The 18,526-nt window shown below is 47.9% G+C and carries 13 protein-coding genes; 3 read left to right on the forward strand and 10 right to left on the reverse strand.

Annotated features, from left to right (window positions below; genetic code table 11):
- The first annotated feature begins 225 nt into the window (after positions 1-225).
- Together JJQ88_RS17640 and JJQ88_RS17645 are read left to right on the forward strand one after the other, a co-directional pair.
- Entirely contained in the window at positions 226-4,695 is a 4,470-nt protein-coding gene (locus JJQ88_RS17640) for a glutamate synthase-related protein (protein WP_210367357.1), read from the forward strand.
- A 1,735-nt stretch (positions 4,696-6,430) separates the two neighbouring features.
- Entirely contained in the window at positions 6,431-7,516 is a 1,086-nt protein-coding gene (locus JJQ88_RS17645) for an FUSC family protein (protein ID WP_210367358.1), read from the forward strand.
- Positions 7,517-7,551: 35 nt separating this feature from the next.
- Here JJQ88_RS17645 and JJQ88_RS17650 read toward each other — a convergent pair whose 3' ends face one another.
- The 10 genes from JJQ88_RS17650 to fabL form a co-directional block, all read right to left on the reverse strand.
- Complete coding sequence (locus JJQ88_RS17650; RefSeq protein ID WP_481748313.1) at positions 7,552-8,451, reverse strand: ABC transporter permease; 900 nt, start codon at positions 8,449-8,451, stop codon at positions 7,552-7,554.
- Between the two features lie 17 nt (positions 8,452-8,468).
- Entirely contained in the window at positions 8,469-9,470 is a 1,002-nt protein-coding gene (locus tag JJQ88_RS17655; protein WP_210367360.1) for an ABC transporter permease, read from the reverse strand.
- A gap of 106 nt (positions 9,471-9,576) precedes the next feature.
- Positions 9,577-11,175 carry an ABC transporter substrate-binding protein gene (locus JJQ88_RS17660; RefSeq protein WP_210367400.1) on the reverse strand — a complete coding sequence of 533 codons (1,599 nt, stop codon included), beginning with the start codon at positions 11,173-11,175 and terminating at the stop codon, positions 9,577-9,579.
- Positions 11,176-11,253: 78 nt separating this feature from the next.
- A complete protein-coding gene (locus JJQ88_RS17665) occupies positions 11,254-12,222 on the reverse strand; it encodes an ABC transporter ATP-binding protein (RefSeq protein ID WP_210367361.1) in 969 nt (322 codons plus the stop codon).
- A complete protein-coding gene (locus JJQ88_RS17670; protein WP_210367362.1) occupies positions 12,197-13,210 on the reverse strand; it encodes an ABC transporter ATP-binding protein in 1,014 nt (337 codons plus the stop codon). The genes JJQ88_RS17665 and JJQ88_RS17670 overlap by 26 nt, the downstream gene beginning before the upstream one ends.
- A 239-nt stretch (positions 13,211-13,449) precedes the next feature.
- A complete protein-coding gene (locus tag JJQ88_RS17675) occupies positions 13,450-15,198 on the reverse strand; it encodes an ABC transporter ATP-binding protein (protein WP_210367363.1) in 1,749 nt (582 codons plus the stop codon).
- A 432-nt stretch (positions 15,199-15,630) separates the two neighbouring features.
- Positions 15,631-16,161: a nucleoside tri-diphosphate phosphatase gene (gene ntdP, locus JJQ88_RS17680; protein WP_210367364.1), complete on the reverse strand. Its 531-nt coding sequence runs from the start codon at positions 16,159-16,161 to the stop codon at positions 15,631-15,633.
- A 229-nt stretch (positions 16,162-16,390) separates the two neighbouring features.
- On the reverse strand, positions 16,391-16,654 hold the full coding sequence (locus JJQ88_RS17685; protein WP_210367365.1) for a YgaB family protein: 264 nt from the start codon (positions 16,652-16,654) through the stop codon (positions 16,391-16,393).
- 461 nt (positions 16,655-17,115) lie between these two features.
- Complete coding sequence (locus JJQ88_RS17690) at positions 17,116-17,307, reverse strand: gamma-type small acid-soluble spore protein (RefSeq protein WP_210367366.1); 192 nt, start codon at positions 17,305-17,307, stop codon at positions 17,116-17,118.
- 85 nt (positions 17,308-17,392) lie between these two features.
- A complete protein-coding gene (gene fabL, locus JJQ88_RS17695) occupies positions 17,393-18,142 on the reverse strand; it encodes an enoyl-[acyl-carrier-protein] reductase FabL (protein ID WP_210367367.1) in 750 nt (249 codons plus the stop codon).
- Between the two features lie 151 nt (positions 18,143-18,293).
- On the opposite strand from fabL, the gene JJQ88_RS17700 reads away from it, so the two are divergent.
- Positions 18,294-18,518 carry a hypothetical protein gene (locus tag JJQ88_RS17700; RefSeq protein ID WP_210367368.1) on the forward strand — a complete coding sequence of 75 codons (225 nt, stop codon included), beginning with the start codon at positions 18,294-18,296 and terminating at the stop codon, positions 18,516-18,518.
- Positions 18,519-18,526: the final 8 nt, after the last annotated feature.

An 18,526-nucleotide genomic window follows, 5' to 3' on the forward strand; every position in this document is an offset into this window, starting at 1 on the left:
TCACTTTTTTTATCCAAATGTTTGTATAATAATTGATTTCTGAAAATTCTTATGATATTATTAGCCATACCATTTTTTACACTTCGTCATTCAAATGGCCACTGAAATTCTGCAGAACTTTCCCGTCGACCATTGCACCCACAAACTGAAAATCCATTTAAAATCTTACAATTTTTCCAGGAGGTGAGCCGGCTTAAAGGATTCCCTTTTACAAGCCGAAATTCTATGACTAAAACTTGGTCCCCATCTCAATTCAAGGATTTTGCGAAACAAGAACACGATGCCTGCGGAATTGTGGCAAGCATTGAGAAAAAGAAAATCCCGACCCGCGAAAATATATTCCACTGCATAGATGGACTTATCACCATGAACCATCGCGCCGGCTTCATCAACGGCGAAGGAGATGGCGTTGGAGTCCATATCGATATTCCCCGGGCGCTGTGGAGAGAAAAGCTGGCTGTTTCAGGGAGCGACCCTGCGGCAGCGGATCAGGAAAACTTTGTGGTCGGGCATGTATTCATTACCAGGCACGAAGGTTCCCAGTCAATACTCGAAGAGCTCGAAGCAAAGCTTGGAGCCAGTGGCCTGGAGTTGGTTTTCTCATCAACTGATGTAACGGATGCAGATGCACTTGGACCAATCGCCATTCAGGAAAACCCTGTTTTCTGGCAATTCGCTTGCCTTGCTGATCAATCAGGACGTGAGTTATCAAGCAAGCTTTTCAAGCTAATTGTTGATTTTGAAAAAAACGAACAGGTGCATGTCGCCTCGTTAAGCCAATACCATGCAGTCTATAAAGTAATGGGGGCCGGCGACATCCTCCCAAAGTACTATCCTGACCTTGCTAGCCCATTAGTGGCTTCCACCATGACTCTTGGCCACAATCGTTATTCAACCAACACTCTATCAAGCTTTTTCCGCGTACAGCCGTTCAGTGTCCTTGGACATAACGGGGAAATCAATACGATTGCAAGGCTTCGCGATGAAGCGCGGATGGTGAATGTCCCGCTAGTGAAGGACGGCAGTGATTCCCAGGATTTAAGCAGGACATTGGAAACATTCATCTGCAGGCACGGCTATACATTATTTGAAGCGATAGATATCGTCTTCCCGCCAATCATCAATGAAATCAAAAGATATCCGGAACATTTACAGGATTTGTACACGTATATCCGTGAAGCGTGGGGCCACTTTGCCCAAGGGCCTGCAGGAATCATTTCTCGTTTTGGCGACGAAGCTGTTTTCAGTGTGGATGCACTTGGGCTCCGTCCTCTCTGGATGGTGGATACCGACAGCTCGATCCTATTTTCGTCAGAGCCTGGAATCATTCCATCCTCGGAATATACAGGCGATCCAAAGCCGCTGGCTCCAGGGGAGAAAGTCGGACTGAAGTGGAATGGAGATTCCATCGTAGTTTTTGAGCACGAACAATATCAGGAGGAAGTATACAACCGCCTTTCAAAACATCTGTCTTTTAAAGAAGCACGCCATCGCCTGGCAGCCCCGAAGCTCGCGAAAACAGTGACAATGACCTACCCGGATAAAATCCATAATGGCCAATATAAAGCATTCGGCTGGGAACGTGATCATATCCAGTTCATTGAACAAATGGCCGAGAAAGGGGCTGAACCGATCCGTTCACTTGGGCATGATGCCCCGCTTGCAGCCCTTAACCCTGCAAGAAAGAACGTGGCAGATTTCATCAAGGAAAGTGTTGCTGTCGTCACGAACCCGGCCATCGACCGGGATCGCGAAGCCGAGCATTTTTCCACAAGGACCGTGCTTGGAAGGCGGCCTTCATTGTTTGGAAAAAGTGAAACCGGAAAGGTAATCGAACTAGTAACGCCTCTTCTGATTGAAGGAAAAGCAGGCTATGAGTGTTCGCTTGAAACTGGCCAGCCTAGCATGGACCAGGTGATCCAATGCTTCCAGGATGAAAAGTTGGCAGCCTATCTTGAAACAGTTTTTACCAACGAAGAAACCATAAAGGATGCGCTGGAACGGATTGCTTCTGAAGCAATCGAAGCGGTAAAAGGCGGCAGGACACTCCTTGTGCTTGATGATGCAGTCGCCCACCAGGAAAATGCCCTATGGCTTGATCCGCACCTCGTTGTTTCTGCAATCGACCAGGCACTCGTAAAAGCCGGTCTGCGGCGTGATTGTTCTCTCCTGCTACGTTCAGCATCGATCCGTTCACTCCACGATATCATTGTCGCTCTTGGACTTGGCGCTGATGCCATCAGCCCTTACTACCTGTTCATGACTGTCCTTGATGATTCCGTAAAACCTCTTGTCAATTTGTACAGCGCATTGACGAAAGGGCTTGAAAAGGTGATTTCGACGATCGGAATCCATGAACTCCGCGGATACGGACGTTTATTTTCAGCAATCGGATTGAATGAGGAAATCGCCGAATACCTGGTAATTGTGAACTTCTTTGGTTCCAACGGAATCGCCTACAATTTCGAAGCGATGAAAGAAGATGCGATTGCGAGGGCAGCCGATTTCCAGAACGAGAAAGAGCGAATCGGCAAAACATTCCACCTATTCCCCCGGATCTGGAAGGCCATCAGTGAGGTTGCCTCAACTGGTGATTACAGTGCGCTCCGCGAAAAGATCTCTGAGCAGGAGGAAAATAATCCGACGACAATTCGCCACCTCACTGGATTGAAGAAGGCTCCTTCAACAGTGTCTCCTGAAGAGGTTGACATTGGTGTAGGCGACCATAGCCTGCCCTTCGTGATTGCCTCGATGTCATTCGGATCTCAAAACGAAATTGCCTTCCGGGCATACGCTGAGGGAGCTGACCGGCTCAATATGGTCAGCATGAATGGTGAAGGCGGCGAAATCAAGGATATGCTTGGAAAGTATCCGCGCACCCGGGGCCAGCAGGTCGCATCAGGGCGCTTTGGGGTCAATGCTGAACTACTCAACTCCTCTAACCTTCTTGAAATCAAGATTGGGCAGGGAGCAAAACCTGGCGAAGGCGGACACCTCCCAGGTTCAAAGGTAACCGCTAAAATAGCCGAAGCAAGGAATGCGACGATCGGTTCGGATTTGATTTCGCCATCCAACAATCATGACATCTATTCAATCGAGGACCTTGCACAGATGATTCACGAGTTGAAGACAGCCAACGACCAGGCGCGGGTTGCCGTAAAGGTGCCGGTCGTGCCGAATATCGGGACGATCGCGGTCGGAATTGCAAAAGCCGGTGCTGATATCATCACACTCAGCGGTTTCGATGGCGGGACAGGTGCAGCACGGATCCATGCCCTCCAGCATGTCGGACTGCCTGCTGAAATTGGCATCAAGGCTGCGCATAACGCCCTTTTGGAAGCTGGATTGCGCGACAATGTCGAACTTTGGGCAGATGGGGGCGTCAAAAGCTCTCTCGATGTCATCAAATTCATGCTGCTTGGTGCAAACCGCGTTGGCTTTGGCACACTCTCAATGCTTGCGATTGGCTGTACGACCTGCCGGGGATGCCATCTGGATACCTGCCATGTCGGGATTGCAACACAGATCGAATCCGAGGCGCAGGCCAAGGAACACGGATTGCGGCGGTTCGTCCCGCGCCAGTTCGACCTTGCCGTCCAAGGCATCATGAACTTATTCACGGCTTTCGGCAACGAGCTCAAGGCGCTCGCCGCTTCTGCAGGCATCAGGAATCTGCAGGAAGCTGTCGGATTTTCTGACCTTCTGGAACAAATTAAAGGGAAAGACCTGCTTGACCTGACCTACTTGCTGAAGCCGCTCGAAATCAGCCAGATGACTCATCAGAAGGAAGCATCTGCTGCTCTGAAAGCTACCCAGCTCCAAGTGGCGGCAGGTGCCGAGTATCTTGATGCAGTTGATGAGGAGCTTCACCTATCCCGTGAGTTCTCAAGCGTCACAGCCGAGCAGCGGGTGCTTGCGAGCAGGGTTTCCTGCCATAGAGTCCGCGGCCGTCTTGATGGCTCATACAGGAAGCTCCAGCCTATATCACTACGCTATAAAGGGTCGATCCTTGGAAACGGACTTGGTGCTTATAATACTGAAGGCATCGACATTGAGATCGATGGCGGCACCCAGGACGGGGTAGGCAAGACTTCCTTCGGAGGCACGATCCTGATCGCAAAGTCTCCTGGCAAGGATGGCCGTTTCTATAATGGTTCCGTTGGAAAAGGGTTTGGATATGGAGCACAAAAAGGACTGCTTGTGGCACAGGGAAATGCCGATGCACGGGCCGGAATCCGGCTGTCGGGAGCAGATATGATCATTGGAGGCACTATCAAGAAGCCAATTCCTGAAAAGGAATACGGCAACATAGGTTCAAATGCCAATATCAAAGGCTTTGCTTTCGAATATATGACAAACGGACGCGGTCTCGTCCTTGGCGACCCGGGACCATGGATTTGCGCAGGCATGACAGGCGGTGTCGTTTACTTAAGGCACCAGCCTGAAATGGGACTGACTACAGAAGCTATTTCCCGCCGGATTGCCAAAGGAGCGAAGGTTTCAATTGAAGCCTTGAACGCCAAAGGAATCGGCGATGTAAAAGAACTGCTTGGGCAATACGCGGCAATGCTGGAACGTCATGGGCAAAAGAATGAAGCTGAACAGCTCGCCAAGCTTATGGACCATCCAGAAGACCACTTCATCCAGGTCGTGCCAGTAAAAGAACAGGCCGACCCAGCAGTGTCAACAGAATAAGAAGGTGAAAACCGGCCATAAATCCTCAGGATACTGAAAATCTGTTGTTTTTTGTTTCCATTTTGGATCCGAATAAAAAACCGTGCTATATTCCGGATTATTGGAATATGCACGGTTTTTTTATTCCTTTGAGTTACCTTCCACCTCTCCGTGGGACTGCTAAGGGCGCGTATCCGGTTCTTGCGTTACCTTTCATCCCTCCGGGAAACTGCTAAGGGCGGGTATCCGGTTCTTGCGATACCTTAGGCCACTCCCAGGGCCTTGAAAGGTCTCGCATACCACTCTTGCGCTACCTTTCCCCTCTCTCTGATGTCTCAAATGGGATGAAAACCCCGCTTGCGCTACCTTTCCCCTCCCTCTGATGACTCAAATGGGATGCATACCACTCTTGCGGTACCTTTCCCCTCTCCTTGATGTCTCAAATGGGATGCAAACCCCGCTTGCGGTACCTTTCCCCTCCCTTTGATGTCTCAAATGGGATGCAAACCGCGCTTGCGCTACCTTTCCCCTCCCTCTGATGTCTCAAATGGGATGCAAACCGCGCTTGCGGTACCTTTCCCCTCCCTTTGGTGTCTCAAATGGGACGCAAACCGCGCTTGCGCTACCTTTCCCCTCTATTTGATGTCTCAAATGGGATGCATACCACTCTTGCGGTACCTTTCCCCTCTCCTTGATGTCTCAAATGGGATGAAAACCGCGCTTGCGCTACCTTTCCCCTCCCTCTGATGTCTCAAATGGGATGCAAACCGCGCTTGCGCTACCTTTCCCCTCCCTTTGGTGTCTCAAATGGGACGCAAACCGCGCTTGCGCTACCTTTCCCCTCTCTCTGATGTCTCAAATGGGATGAAAACCCCGCTTGCGCTACCTTTCCCCTCTCTCTGATGTCTCAAATGGGATGAAAACCCCGCTTGCGCTACCTTTCCCCTCCCTTTGATGTCTCAAATGGGATGAAAACCCCGCTTGCGCTACCTTTCCCCTCCCTCTGGTGTCTCAAATGGGATGCAAACCGCTCTTGGGGTACCTTTTCCCTCTATTTGATGTCTCAAATGGGATGAAAACCCCGCTTGCGCTACCTTTCCCCTCCCTCTGATGTCTCAAATGGGATGCATAACCGCGCTTGCGCTACCTTTCCCCTCCCTTTGGTGTCTCAAATGGGACGCATACCGCGCTTGCGCTACCTTTCCCCTCCCTCTGATGTCTCAAATGGGACGAAAACCGCGCTTGCGCTACCTTTCCCCTCTCTCTGATGTCTCAAATGGGACGCATAACCCGCTTGCGTCCCATTTTCCCTCTCTCTGATGTCTCAAATGGGACGCATACCACGCTTGCGCTACCTTGGACCACTCCCAGGGCTTCGAAAGGTCTCGCATAACCCGTTTGCGTACCTTTTCCCCCCTATATGAGCATCCTTAGGGCACTCATCCTCTTCGCGGTACCTTTCTTTTAATCTTTGCGCCTTATAAGGCCTCGCATCTTAAGCATTTTTTTCCTTTTTTGCCTATAGCCGCCATGCCAATGAAATCGCTTTTCATCCTCCCTCTTATAAACCGCTTAACAGGAACACTCCATCATGTAATCCCTTACAATTTAAAAGATTGTATTATCATCATCTTGCCGCTTGAACTTATCGGCTTTCCATTGTATAGTACATAGTTGTTTAGTCTCAACTGATTTTGTTAAAGTATTAATTAATGAATGAGATATCCCATCTCTCAATGAAAGGAAAACATCTTCCATGAAACTTGGTGCCCGCATTTTGAAAACGGGAATTGCCATTGTCCTTGCTTTATTCTTGTCTCATATTTTCAATCTTCCATCTCCGGTGTTTGCCGGCATTGCGGCAATTTTTGCCTTGCAGCCGACTGTTTACCGTTCTTATCAAACCATCATCGAGCATGTGCAGGGCAACTTGATTGGAGCAGCGACAGCCGTCCTGTTCGTCATGGCGTTTGGCAACAGCATTTTCATCATTGGGCTGGCCGCTGTTCTAGTCATCACTTTGAACCTGAAGCTTAAGCTTGAAAATACTATTTCCCTGTCGCTCGTCACCTTGATTGCCATCATGGAAACGCCCGGAGAAAACTTCATCCAGTTCGCGCTGATCCGTTTTTCAACGATCATGTTAGGGGTCATTTCTGCCTTCATTGTCAATCTTGTGTTCCTGCCGCCAAAGTATGAGAACAAGCTTTTTAATAAAACCTCGACACTGGCGGAGGAAATAACGAAGTGGATCCGTCTGAGCACCCGCCATGCCTCCGAGCGTGAGCTTCTGAGAGCAGACATTAAGCGTCTGAGTGAAGGAACATTCAAGCTTGATCAGCTGTATAATATGTACAAAGAGGAGCGCAATTATTTTAAAAACAACAAGCTGGCCAAATCGCGAAAGCTCGTCATCTACAGACAGATGATCATCACGACGAGAAAAGCCCTGGAAACGCTAAAGCGGCTCCATCGCTATGAAAATGAATTCAACCATATGCCGCTTGAGTTCAAGGAAGTCATCCAATATCAGCTTGACTGCCTTGTCAACCACCATGAGCAGGTGATGCTGAAATTCGTGGGAAAAATCAGGCCTGAAACTCCTCCTCATGTTGAAGCAGAAGTCTGCCTGAATAAAAACCAGCTGTTTGAATTATTTTTGGAGCAGAAAAAGGACTTTTCCGATGTAAATAGCCAAGTCTTCTATCATGTCATGCAGCTTATTTCGATCATCATGGAATACGGAGAGCAGGTCGAGCACCTGGATACGCTCGTCACAAGCTTCCAGTCTTATCATAAAGATGACCCCAACGTTGATATAGAACAAAATATCGAAATTTAAAAAGCAGCTTCCCAGCTGCTTTTTTTGCTTGCTTTTTAATTTTTCATCTTCGGATCGAGCGCATCCCTCAGACCGTCTCCCATCAGGTTAAAGCCAAGGACTGTCAGCATGATTGCCAATCCAGGGAAGATCATCGTCCAAGGTGCCTGGATCATGAACTGTTTTGCGTCGGCCAGCATCTTGCCCCATTCGGGATTTGGCGCCTCTGCTCCCAGCCCGAGGAATCCAAGGGCCGCTGCCTCGATGATTGCCGTGGCGACTGCCAGGGTTCCCTGGACGATGATCGGCGCCATGCTGTTCGGAAGGATGTGCTGGAATAGGATCCTGCTATCCTTCATTCCGACGGCCTTTGCAGCCATGATATACTCTTCTTCCTTGACACTAAGCACCCTTGACCGGATCAGCCTTCCGAAGTTCGGGATATTGATGATGGCAATCGCGATCAAGGCATTCCGCAGCGATGGCCCAAGAACGGCAACAATCGCGATAGCCAGCAGGATACTCGGGAAAGCGAGCATGATATCAAACAATCTAGAAATGAGGGCATCAACCCATTTTCCATAGTAACCTGCAAGAATACCAAGCAGGCATCCTGCCACAATCGAGCCCATGACTGAAAAAGTCCCGACCCACAAAGAGATCCTCGCTCCATACACAACACGCGAGAAAATGTCACGGCCAAAGTCATCCGTACCGAACCAATGTTCAGCAGATGGAGCCTGCAGGCGTTCTTTCATCGCCTGGTCATTGATCCCTTCCGGAGCAATCACTGGTGCGAAAATGGCGAGCAATATAAAGAACAGGACAAGGAAGGTACCTGCCAGTCCCAGTTTATTTTTCTTGAAACTGTACCATGCTTCCGCCCAGGGAGAAGCTACTTTTTCCTCCGCCTGTACGATGGATGGCTGTATTTGTTTATCTGTTGAGATTTCCATCATATTCTCCCCTTTCATCAGTATTTGATCCGAGGATCAATCGCGGCATACAGCAGGTCAACTACAAGGTTGATCAAGACAAAAATCAGGGCTATGATCAGGATGCCTGACTGGATCACAGGGTAATCGCGGTAGTTGATGGCTTCATATATATACCTGCCGATACCTGGCCAACTGAAAATCGTCTCTGTCAGGATTGCGCCGCCAAGGAGCAGTCCAGTCTGCAGACCGATGACAGTAAGCACAGGAATGATTGCATTCTTCAGGGAATGCTTATAGACCACCCAGAACATACGCATCCCCTTTGCCCTTGCCGTCCTAATGAAATCGGAACGCATGACCTCTAACATCGTTGAACGCGTAATCCTGGCAATGATTGCCATCGGGATTGTTGCGAGGGCGATTGCCGGGAGAACCAGGTGCTTGAGTACCTCGACAAACTGGTCGGTCTGTCCCTGGATCAATGTATCGATGATGTAAAAGTGGGTGATAGCCGAGACCGGATTTCTTACCTCTTCACGACCAGAAGTCGGCAGCCAGTCCAAGTTGATAGCGAACAACCATTGTTCCATCAGACCAAGCCAAAATATCGGCATGGAAACCCCAATCAATGCCAAAATCATCGCGACATAATCGAACCAGGAATTCTGGAACCAGGCGCTGATGATCCCCGCATTCACTCCAATGAAAATCGCGATCATCATCGCAACGAAGGATAACTCCATCGTCGCTGCGAGGTAAGGCCAAATTTCATTGCTGATCTCCGATTTGGTCCGGAGGGATTGGCCAAGGTCACCGGTCAGCAATCCTCCAAGATAGTTAAAATATTGAATATACCAAGCCTGGTCCAGACCAAGCTGCTTCGTCAAATCCGCAACGGCTTCCTTTGTCGCCAACTGCCCGAGGATGACCTGGGCAGGGTCGCCGGGAATCGCCCGGATCATGAAAAATACGATAAGAGAAAGACCTAAAAGTACGGGAACCAGGGATAAAATCCTTCTGATAGAATAGGCAAACACCTTCCCCACCTCATTTCATATGATGTCAGTTTACGAGTATTGCTTTGGCATCTTCTTTTTTCAAAAGAAAAGGGAGACAGCGCATGTTCTCCCTTTCCCTGTTGCTCTATTTTTTGTATTCCACACTTGAAAGCAGGTCAGAACCTGTAGGGTGCGGCTTGTAGCCTGTTATATCTGCCTTTCCGGCAATGGCAGGCTCAGAGTGGACAAGCGGTACCCAAGGAGCGTCATCTTTGATGATTTCTTGAGCTTGTTTATAGATTTTTTCACGTTCAGCCTGATCGTTCGTAGATTGTGCTTTGATGAACAGGTCGTGAACCTCTTGATTCTTATAGTAAGAATAGTTGTTGCTGCCGATGCTGTCCTGGTCCAAAAGGACGTAAAGGAAGTTATCAGCATCGCCATTATCGCCTGTCCAGCCAAGCAGGAATGAATCCGCTTCGCCTAAACGGGCTTTTTCAAGGTACGTGGCCCACTCGAAAGAAACAATTTTAGCTTTTACGCCGATTTTTTCGAAATTAGCTTGAATGGCTTCTGCAACTTTCTTTCCATCCGGCATATATGGCCTTGCTACCGGCATCGCCCACAGTTCCATCTCGAAGCCATTTTCATAGCCGGCTTCCTTCAATAATTGCTTCGCTTTTTCAAGATCAAATTCATAATCCTTGACCTGGTCATTGTAGCCTGCGATTGTTTTCGGCATAGGGTTTATGGCTGGCTCTGCTGCGCCCGCATAGAAAGCATCGATCAATGCCTGCTTGTCGACCGCATGGTTCAATGCCTGGCGGACCTTTTTATCCTTCAATGGACCGCGTGTACTGTTCAAGCCTAGGTAGGCAACGTTCATGGATGGACGGAAGAATGCCTGCAGATCAGGGTTCGCCTTGATTTGCTCGACATCGCTGAAGTTTACGCCATCGATCAAGTCAACTTCACCAGTATTCAATGCATTCAAACGCGCGGAGTTTTCCGGAATGACGCGGAAAATGACGCTGTCAAGCTTCGGAAGTCCTTTTTGCCAGTAGTCTTCATTCTTAACGACCGTAATTTTATCGTTTCGCTTCCACTCCTTGAATTTGAATGGACCAGTACCAACTGGGTTCTCAACGAACTTGTCGCCGTGGTTCTTGATGGCTTCCGGGCTAGCGATCGCGAATGGCGACATTGCCAGGTTTTTGTAGAATGGTGCCAATACGCGGTTGAGTGTGATTTCTACTGTATGCTCGTCAACTGCTTTGACTTCCTTGATGACATCCCCGAATTGAGAGTTGTAGTAATAGAATCGTTCCTTGTTTCCTGCTTTCCAGCGTTCGAAGTTGAAGACAACAGCTTCTGCGTTGAAATCAGTGCCATCGTGGAACTTAACCCCTTTGCGAAGCTTCAATGTGTGCTTCAGTCCATCAGGAGATTCTTCCCAATCTTCAGCAAGGCCAGGTTCGATTTCAGTATCCTGCTCACCAAAGTTGATGAGAGTCTCATAGATATTCTCTGTTACCTTGAATGATTCCCCTTCTGTTGTTGTTGCTGGGTCAAGCGATTCTGAATCGCCTCCGCGGCCAAATACGAGCGTTCCTCCTGATGAATCTCCCCCATCAGAAGAGGCACCGCCTGTTTTTGAATCGGCCGGCTCTTTGCCGCAGCCAGCAAGGCCTAAGCTTAAGATCAGGATAAACGCAAAAAACATTAATCCAAGACGCCTTTTCATGATTTTCCCCCTTTGTTTTTTCGGTCCAGCTTTTAAATGCCAGTCCATAAATCTATCATTCACGCTATCTGCTTCCTCCTATGAATAGAGGTGACAGGCAGCAAAATGACCAGGTTCAACTTCTTTCAGTTCCGGTCTGTCTGTCATGCAAATTTCCATGCATTCCTTGCATCTTGTATGGAAAGCACAGCCTTGCGGCGGATTTGCCGGGCTTGGGATATCTCCGGCCAATAACTCCCTGTCCCTCTTGATTTCCGGATCAGGAATTGGAACTGCTGCAAGCAGTGCCTTTGTATAAGGATGGAGCGGATTGTCATACAGCTTTTCCGCATCTGTTATTTCAACAAGCCTGCCCAAATACATGACGCCAACCCTGTCGCTAATGTGCTTCACGACACCGAGGTCATGCGCGATGAAAATATAGGTCAATTGGAATTCCCTTTGCAGGTCCTCCAATAGATTCAAAACCTGTGATTGGATCGACACATCCAGCGCCGACACAGGCTCATCGGCAATAATCAGCTTAGGCCTGGTCATCAAAGCCCGGGCAATCCCAATCCGTTGGCGCTGTCCGCCGCTGAACTGGTGGGGGTACCTTTTGGCGTGATAGCTGCTGAGGCCGACGACCTCTAGCATCTCCTTCACCATTTGTTTACGCTCTTTTTTTGTCCCGATTCCATGGACAATCAAAGGCTCTTCGAGAATCTTTTCAACCGTATGCCTCGGATTCAACGATGCGTATGGGTCCTGGAACACCATCTGCATATCCTTCCGGGTTTTTCGCATCTCTTCCTGCGACAGCCCGACCAGTTCCTTTCCTTCGAAAACAACTTTTCCTTCCGTAGGATTGATCAGGCGCATCAGCATCCTGCCAGTGGTTGATTTGCCACATCCGGACTCGCCAACAAGCCCGAGTGTTTCCCCTTTATTGACCCAGAAACTGATATCATCCACTGCCTTGACGTTCCCAGTCTGTTTCCCGAGCACTCCTCCAGTGATCGGGAAGTATTTTTTAAGGCCTTCAACCTGTAAAAGTACTTCTGGCATCGGTTACTTCCTCCTTCTCATGCAGCAGGCAGCGCACTGAATGACCTGGCTTCCCTGTTTCATAAAGTTCAGGGTTCTCACTCAGGCATCTATCCATGGCAAATTCGCACCTTGCCGCAAATCTGCATCCAGACTTAATCGAACCAGGCTTTGGAACATTCCCTGGAATCGAGTACAGCCGTTCCTGTTTCGCACGGATATCGGGAATCGACTTAAGAAGCCCCATTGTATATGGGTGTTTAGGATCTTTAAAAATATCCTTGACAAGCCCTTCCTCGACAACCTTGCCGGCGTACATGACTATTACACGCTGGCAGACCTCGGCAACAACACCGAGATCGTGAGTGATCATGATGATCGCGGTATCAAGTTTTTCATTCAAATCCTTCATCAGTGTGAGGATTTGCGCCTGGATAGTCACATCAAGTGCGGTTGTCGGCTCATCCGCAATCAGCACCCGTGGATGACAGCTAAGCGCCATCGCAATCATGACCCTTTGCCTCATCCCTCCGGACAGCTGATGGGGGTACTCATTCATTATTTGTTCGGCTCTCGGAAGGCCGACAAGCTTGAGCATTTCAATCGACTGCTGCTGTGCAGCCTTCTTACCAAGTTTCTTGTGTATCTTCAGGGCTTCAGTCAGCTGCTGGCCAATCGTGAACAGCGGATTGAGTGAAGTCATCGGCTCCTGGAAAATCATCGCTATTTCATTTCCCCTGATTTCACGCATCCTCTTTTCCGTAGCATGGACGAGGTCTTCCCCATTCAGGAGGATTTTCCCCCCGACTATTTTCCCCGGCGGCTGGGGAATCAGCTTCATGATGGATAGCGATGTAACGCTTTTGCCGCATCCGGATTCCCCGACGATCCCGAGGATTTCCCCCTTATGGACGGAAAAACTCACATCATCGACAGCCGGGACTTCTCCATCCGATGTAATAAAAGATGTTCTTAAATTTCTTACATCCAATACCGGAGCATGTACCAATTTTCTACTCCTCTCCGTTGCAAAATTATTATTGTTGAATACTGTCTGTGTAAAAACATTTTATATTAAATACTATGAGATAGTCCACTGATTTTTCTAAATTGTTTAAATATAACGAAGATTTCAACTATAATCAGGACTTTAGTCCCGTTTTTATTCAGGGAAAGTTGGGAAAAAGATGCAATTGACCATAGAAAAACCGAAGCGCCTTCATTGCACTTCGGTTGGAAAGAAATTATTCAGTTTTCAAGCTGCTGCACCTGGAAGAGTCTATAATACCCGCCCTTGATGGACATCAGTTCGTCGTGGCTGCCAACCTCTACGATCTGGCCATGCTCTAGGAGTACGATCCTGTCAGCATGCGTTATGGTCGACAGGCGGTGGGCGACAATGAAAGTGGTGCGGTCCTTTGCCAGCTTTTCGATTGCTTCCTGGATCAAATGCTCGCTCTCTAGGTCGAGGGCCGACGTTGCCTCATCAAGGATCAGGATCGGCGGATTCTTCAAAAACACGCGGGCAATAGCGATACGCTGTTTTTGGCCTCCTGAAAGCTTGACTCCTCTTTCCCCAACTTTCGTATCATACCCGTCGGACAGATTCATGATGAATTCATGCGCATTTGCGGCCTTTGCTGCCTCGATTACTTCTTCGTCGCTTGCTTCAGGCTTTCCTAACAAAATATTTGACTTGACCGATTCGCTGAATAAAATATTATCCTGCGACACCATACCGATTTTATCCCTCAGGGAACGGACCTTGAAAGAGCGGATATCTTTCCCGTCAAGAAGGATCTCTCCCTCGGTGACATCGAAGAACCTCGGAATCAGGCTGACAAAAGAAGACTTGCCGCCTCCACTCATCCCGACAAGCGCGATTGTCTCGCCTTTTTTCACATCAATGTTCAGGTTTTTCAACACAGTTTCGCTCTCTTCCTCATAAGCAAAGCTGACATTCCTGAATGAAATATCACCATGCACCTTGTCCAGCTCGACTGCGTCAGCCGAGTCCTGGATGTCGTATTTTTCATCCATGAATTCAAATACACGATCCATCGATGCAATGGCTTGCGTCAGGGTCGTCGATGAGTTGACAAGCCTGCGGAGCGGATTATACAGCCTGTCGATGTAGGCGATGAAGGCCACCATTTCCCCGATACTCAGGTTCCCCTGGATAACCTGATAACCTGAAAAACCGATGACGATCAGCGGGGCGATGTCCGTGATCGTATTGACTGCTGCGAACGCTTTCGCATTCCAGCTTGTATGCTCCAATGCTTTCATCAGGAAATTCTTGTTCTGCCGGTCGAACTGGGTCTGTTCGTAATCCTCGATAGCGAAGCTTTTAATGACGGAAATACCGGCGACGCGCTCATGCAAATAGCTTTGTACCTCTGCAAGGGCCTGCGAACGTTTCCGGGTCAGCTTGCGCAAGTTCCCGAAAAAATATTTTACCGAAAAAGCATAAAATGGGAACAGGATCAAGGAGACGAGTGTGAGCTGGACGTCCATCGTGAACATGATTGCAGCTGCGATCAAAATCGTTGCGATATCAAGCCAAAGATTCATCAACCCTGTAATCACAAAAGTCTTTGTTTGCTCGACATCGTTGATGACCCTCGAAATGACCTCGCCAGCCCTGGTATTCGAGTAGTATCTGAAACTCAGCCTCTGAAGATGGGTGAATAGCCTGTCCCTGATGTCATAAAGGATTTTGCTCGCAGTCCACTGCGCAAAATATTGCCGATAATATTCGATCGGTGGACGGAACACGACAAAAACGATGACCATAATGCCCATCACCCAAAATAACCTGCTCGATTTTTCAGCTGTGCTCATCGTTTCATTGCCGATAATATCGTCGAGGACAAATTTAATCAATAACGGGATCAGAAGCGGAATCGCGAATTTGAGGATTCCAATGAAAATTGTCCCGATAATCTGTATCCGATATGGTTTTACGAATTCTAAATATCTGCGTATGCTGCCCAACCTGTTTCCCCCTCACGGAGCTGTCTATCTCTAGTCAAAGCTCATTTTTATTTTGTTGGCAAGGTTGATTGAAGCGGAATCAACAGGCAAGCTTGATACAGCCAATCATTGAAAAAGCGCAGGGCTCCTGCCTTTCGGCGAATCATAGCCAGCCACCAAAGGTCGTTGCCGAGCAGCTCCCTGCTCTAAGTTAAAAACAACTGATTCTGGATCATTTGAAACTGCCAAATTAGGCAACTCTTCAAGAAAATTCAGTGGATAACAATTCCAAGGCACAAGAGTGCCCTGCTGGACAGGATTTCAAAATGGCTGATGCATATCCTTTTGGATTGAGCCTGATTGTTGACCGTGTTTGCTTAGATACTGCATGCGGTAAATACGAAACAAACCTGTTGATAAAAATCAACAGGCTTTTATCGGACTCCTTGATTTTTAGCGCCGGTAAGTCAAGTACCGCTCGTACCATATGTCGATGAAATCAGGCGCAAACGGACCTTTCCTCTGCCTGATCCAGCGCTTCAGCTTTTCTACATTGTACTTCAGGATTTTATCGATCACATCCGGATATTGCATTTCTTTTCTGTGTCTTTCATATTCATCTTCATCGAGTAAGTTGAACGTCATATCAGGGAAAACTTTAATATCAAGATCATAATCAATATATTTCAACGCTTCTCCATCAAAAATGAATGGGGAACTGATATTGCAGTAATAATACACGCCATCTTCCCGGATCATGCCAATCACATTGAACCAGTGCTGAGAATGGAAGTAACAGATCGCTGGCTCCCGTGTGATCCACGTTCTTCCATCCGACTCTGTTACGACTGTCCTGTCATTGCCGCCAATCACAAGATTTTGTGTTCCCTTTAAGACGGTTGTTTCTTCCCAGACCCGATGGATGTGCCCATTATGCTTATAGCTGTGTATCTGCACAGATTCACCTTCTGTGGGTACGCCCATGTTCTTCTCCCCTACTTTCCTTGCTGGAAGCTTTGCAACCTATCTATGCTTATTCTACCGATAAAATCAAAACGACAAAAGGCAACAAAGAATGATTCCTGTTTTTTATTATTATAACGGTTCAGCAGAGAATTTAAAACAAAAGAGCCACCGATTTCCATCGATGGCAAGCCAAAAACCGGGATAGTTTTATAAAAGTTCATTTTTTCCCGGGGGAAGGCTCAGTGGCTCAGCCTTTAAGCGATACCGCCCCAGTCAGCTCCTGATAAGTGCCGATCACTTCTTCTGTCTGCCTCTCGAATATATTGTGAATTTCCTTCAATTCCTGCTTTTTCATGTCAATCTCGGCCCGTACTTCCTTGAGCCCAGCTTTTAGCTTGAGGGCATCGAGCTGCTTTTCAATCTCCTGGCATCTTTCCAATTCAGACTGCAGATAGAGAAGCTTTTCCATCGTTTGCATCTGCGAAGAAACCAATTCATTAAATTTTTCCATCCCTTTTTCCACCACCTGTGAAATTTAATCTCCTAATAAGTATTCTGTCGGCCTGGCTATATTCCTTTGGCTAGTTATGTAGATGGATTGGAATCTTTGTCGAACTGCATTCCCCTAAAAAACCGCTTCCCTGCCCGCTGATAGGAATGACCTTAAATTCAGAGGATTACGGGATGGATCCAGGGATTCAGAGAGGCTTCATAAACTTCCTATAATCAATTGATCGACCATCGATTAAACTGACTCTGTGACACCCCAGCAAACCGACTCCAACTAAGATTAAGACAGCCTCAACCGTAAGATTCATTCCTTAGGATTAAATTCATTTTAAATGGAAGTAATATCCGGATTTCCCCTTGCTTAAGACTGAATTATGAAGAGGTTTCCGGGGGGCAAGCGGGAAAAAGCAATCGGAAAAGACACTTTCCAGATTGGAAAGTGCCTTTTGTGGTGATGTGATATTAGCGCTGTTGCTGCTGGCCAGCGTTTTGACCTTTGCGAGCTTCAGCTTGCTGATTTTGCTGGCGCACTTCCTGAGCGTTTGTTTCGCTGGCGAATTCAGTTCCGAATTGGCCTTGAGCAGATTGAGCATTTTTTTGTCTCACCTGCTGAACGTTAGTTCCAGCTTGAGTTTGGTTAGGTTGTTTTGCCATTGTTATCACCTCCACGAATATTAATGTAACCATTCGGGAGGTGGTCTATCCGGCTATTTTATTCCAAATTCAGGCAAGCAAAGCATTAGACAAGCAGGGAAATGCCTCCATCGACAATGATCGTCTGGCCGCGGATCATGCTTGATTCATCCTTGAGCAGGAACATTACCGCATTGATCATGTCATCGATCTCTACCATCCTGCCTGCGGGTGTCTTCTGTCTTGCCTCTTCTAAAAGTTCGTCCCTGTTCGGGAAATGCGTAAGGGCTTCCGTGTCGACTGCTCCGCCAGATACGGCATTGACTGCGATGTTCTTATCCGCAAGCTCGACGGCAAGGTACCTTGTCAATGCTTCGAGCGCAGCTTTTGAAACCCCAACCGAGGTGTAATTCTCGAGATAGCGGATCGAACCTAGTGAGCTGATGCTGACGATTTTTCCGCCTTCATTCCTCTCCATCAGCCTTGCTGCTTCCTGGGCGCAAAATAACAATGCCTTGCTATTGATGTTCATTGTCCAGTCCCAGTGGGATTCTTCAAGCTCCATAGCGGGCCGTAGCACTCCCGAAGCGGCATTGTTGACGAAAATATCGAGTCTGCCAAATTCCGCTTCGATTTGTTCGAACATCTTTTTGATTTTGCTGACATCCCCTACATTCGCTTTGACTGTGAGTACTTTCCTGCCCATCGCTTCTATTTCCTTTGCTGTTTCCTGGGCAGCTGTCCGGCTCCGGGCATAATTGATAACAATATCGTATCCTTCTTTTGCCAGCCTGATGGCGGCAGCCTTGCCAATCCCCCGGCTGCTTCCTGTGATCAATGCAACTTTTTGAGTCATATGTAAAAAATCCTTTCTTTCTCCTGTTTGTTTCATTTTAGCTTTTTCAGGTATATATGACAATGAGGAGGATAGTCTCTCTCCTGATAAAATATTGATTAGCGGAAAACACTACCCTTAGTTAGATATTATTTTCGAAAGGATGATGGCAATGTATGTTGGCCGGGATATGACAGAGCTTTCGATGATTCCGAAATCAGACTGGAAGGATAGTGAACTTGCGTTCTTCCAGCATTCACTGCAGCAGATGGTTCCTTACCTGAATGCTGAAGGACAGACAATCCACAAGGAAATCATTAAGGAAATCGAACAGAGGGGCGGCTTGAACAGAGGCGAGGCCGACTATACCCACGGTACGAAAGTAAACTACGACTGAAAAAAGGG

Origin of the sequence: Bacillus sp. REN3, from assembly GCF_017912555.1 — a bacterium.
GTDB lineage: Bacteria > Bacillota > Bacilli > Bacillales > Cytobacillaceae > Mesobacillus.

Coding starts and splice junctions, on each gene's coding strand:
- JJQ88_RS17640 (WP_210367357.1), top strand. CDS start 226: ATGACTAAAACTTGGTCCCCATCTCAATTCAAGGATTTTGCGAAACAA.
- JJQ88_RS17645 (WP_210367358.1), top strand. CDS start 6,431: ATGAAACTTGGTGCCCGCATTTTGAAAACGGGAATTGCCATTGTCCTT.
- JJQ88_RS17650 (WP_481748313.1), bottom strand. CDS start 8,451: ATGGAAATCTCAACAGATAAACAAATACAGCCATCCATCGTACAGGCG.
- JJQ88_RS17660 (WP_210367400.1), bottom strand. CDS start 11,175: ATGAAAAGGCGTCTTGGATTAATGTTTTTTGCGTTTATCCTGATCTTA.
- JJQ88_RS17665 (WP_210367361.1), bottom strand. CDS start 12,222: ATGCCAGAAGTACTTTTACAGGTTGAAGGCCTTAAAAAATACTTCCCG.
- ntdP (WP_210367364.1), bottom strand. CDS start 16,161: ATGGGCGTACCCACAGAAGGTGAATCTGTGCAGATACACAGCTATAAG.
- JJQ88_RS17685 (WP_210367365.1), bottom strand. CDS start 16,654: ATGGAAAAATTTAATGAATTGGTTTCTTCGCAGATGCAAACGATGGAA.
- JJQ88_RS17690 (WP_210367366.1), bottom strand. CDS start 17,307: ATGGCAAAACAACCTAACCAAACTCAAGCTGGAACTAACGTTCAGCAG.
- fabL (WP_210367367.1), bottom strand. CDS start 18,142: ATGACTCAAAAAGTTGCATTGATCACAGGAAGCAGCCGGGGGATTGGC.
- JJQ88_RS17700 (WP_210367368.1), top strand. CDS start 18,294: ATGTATGTTGGCCGGGATATGACAGAGCTTTCGATGATTCCGAAATCA.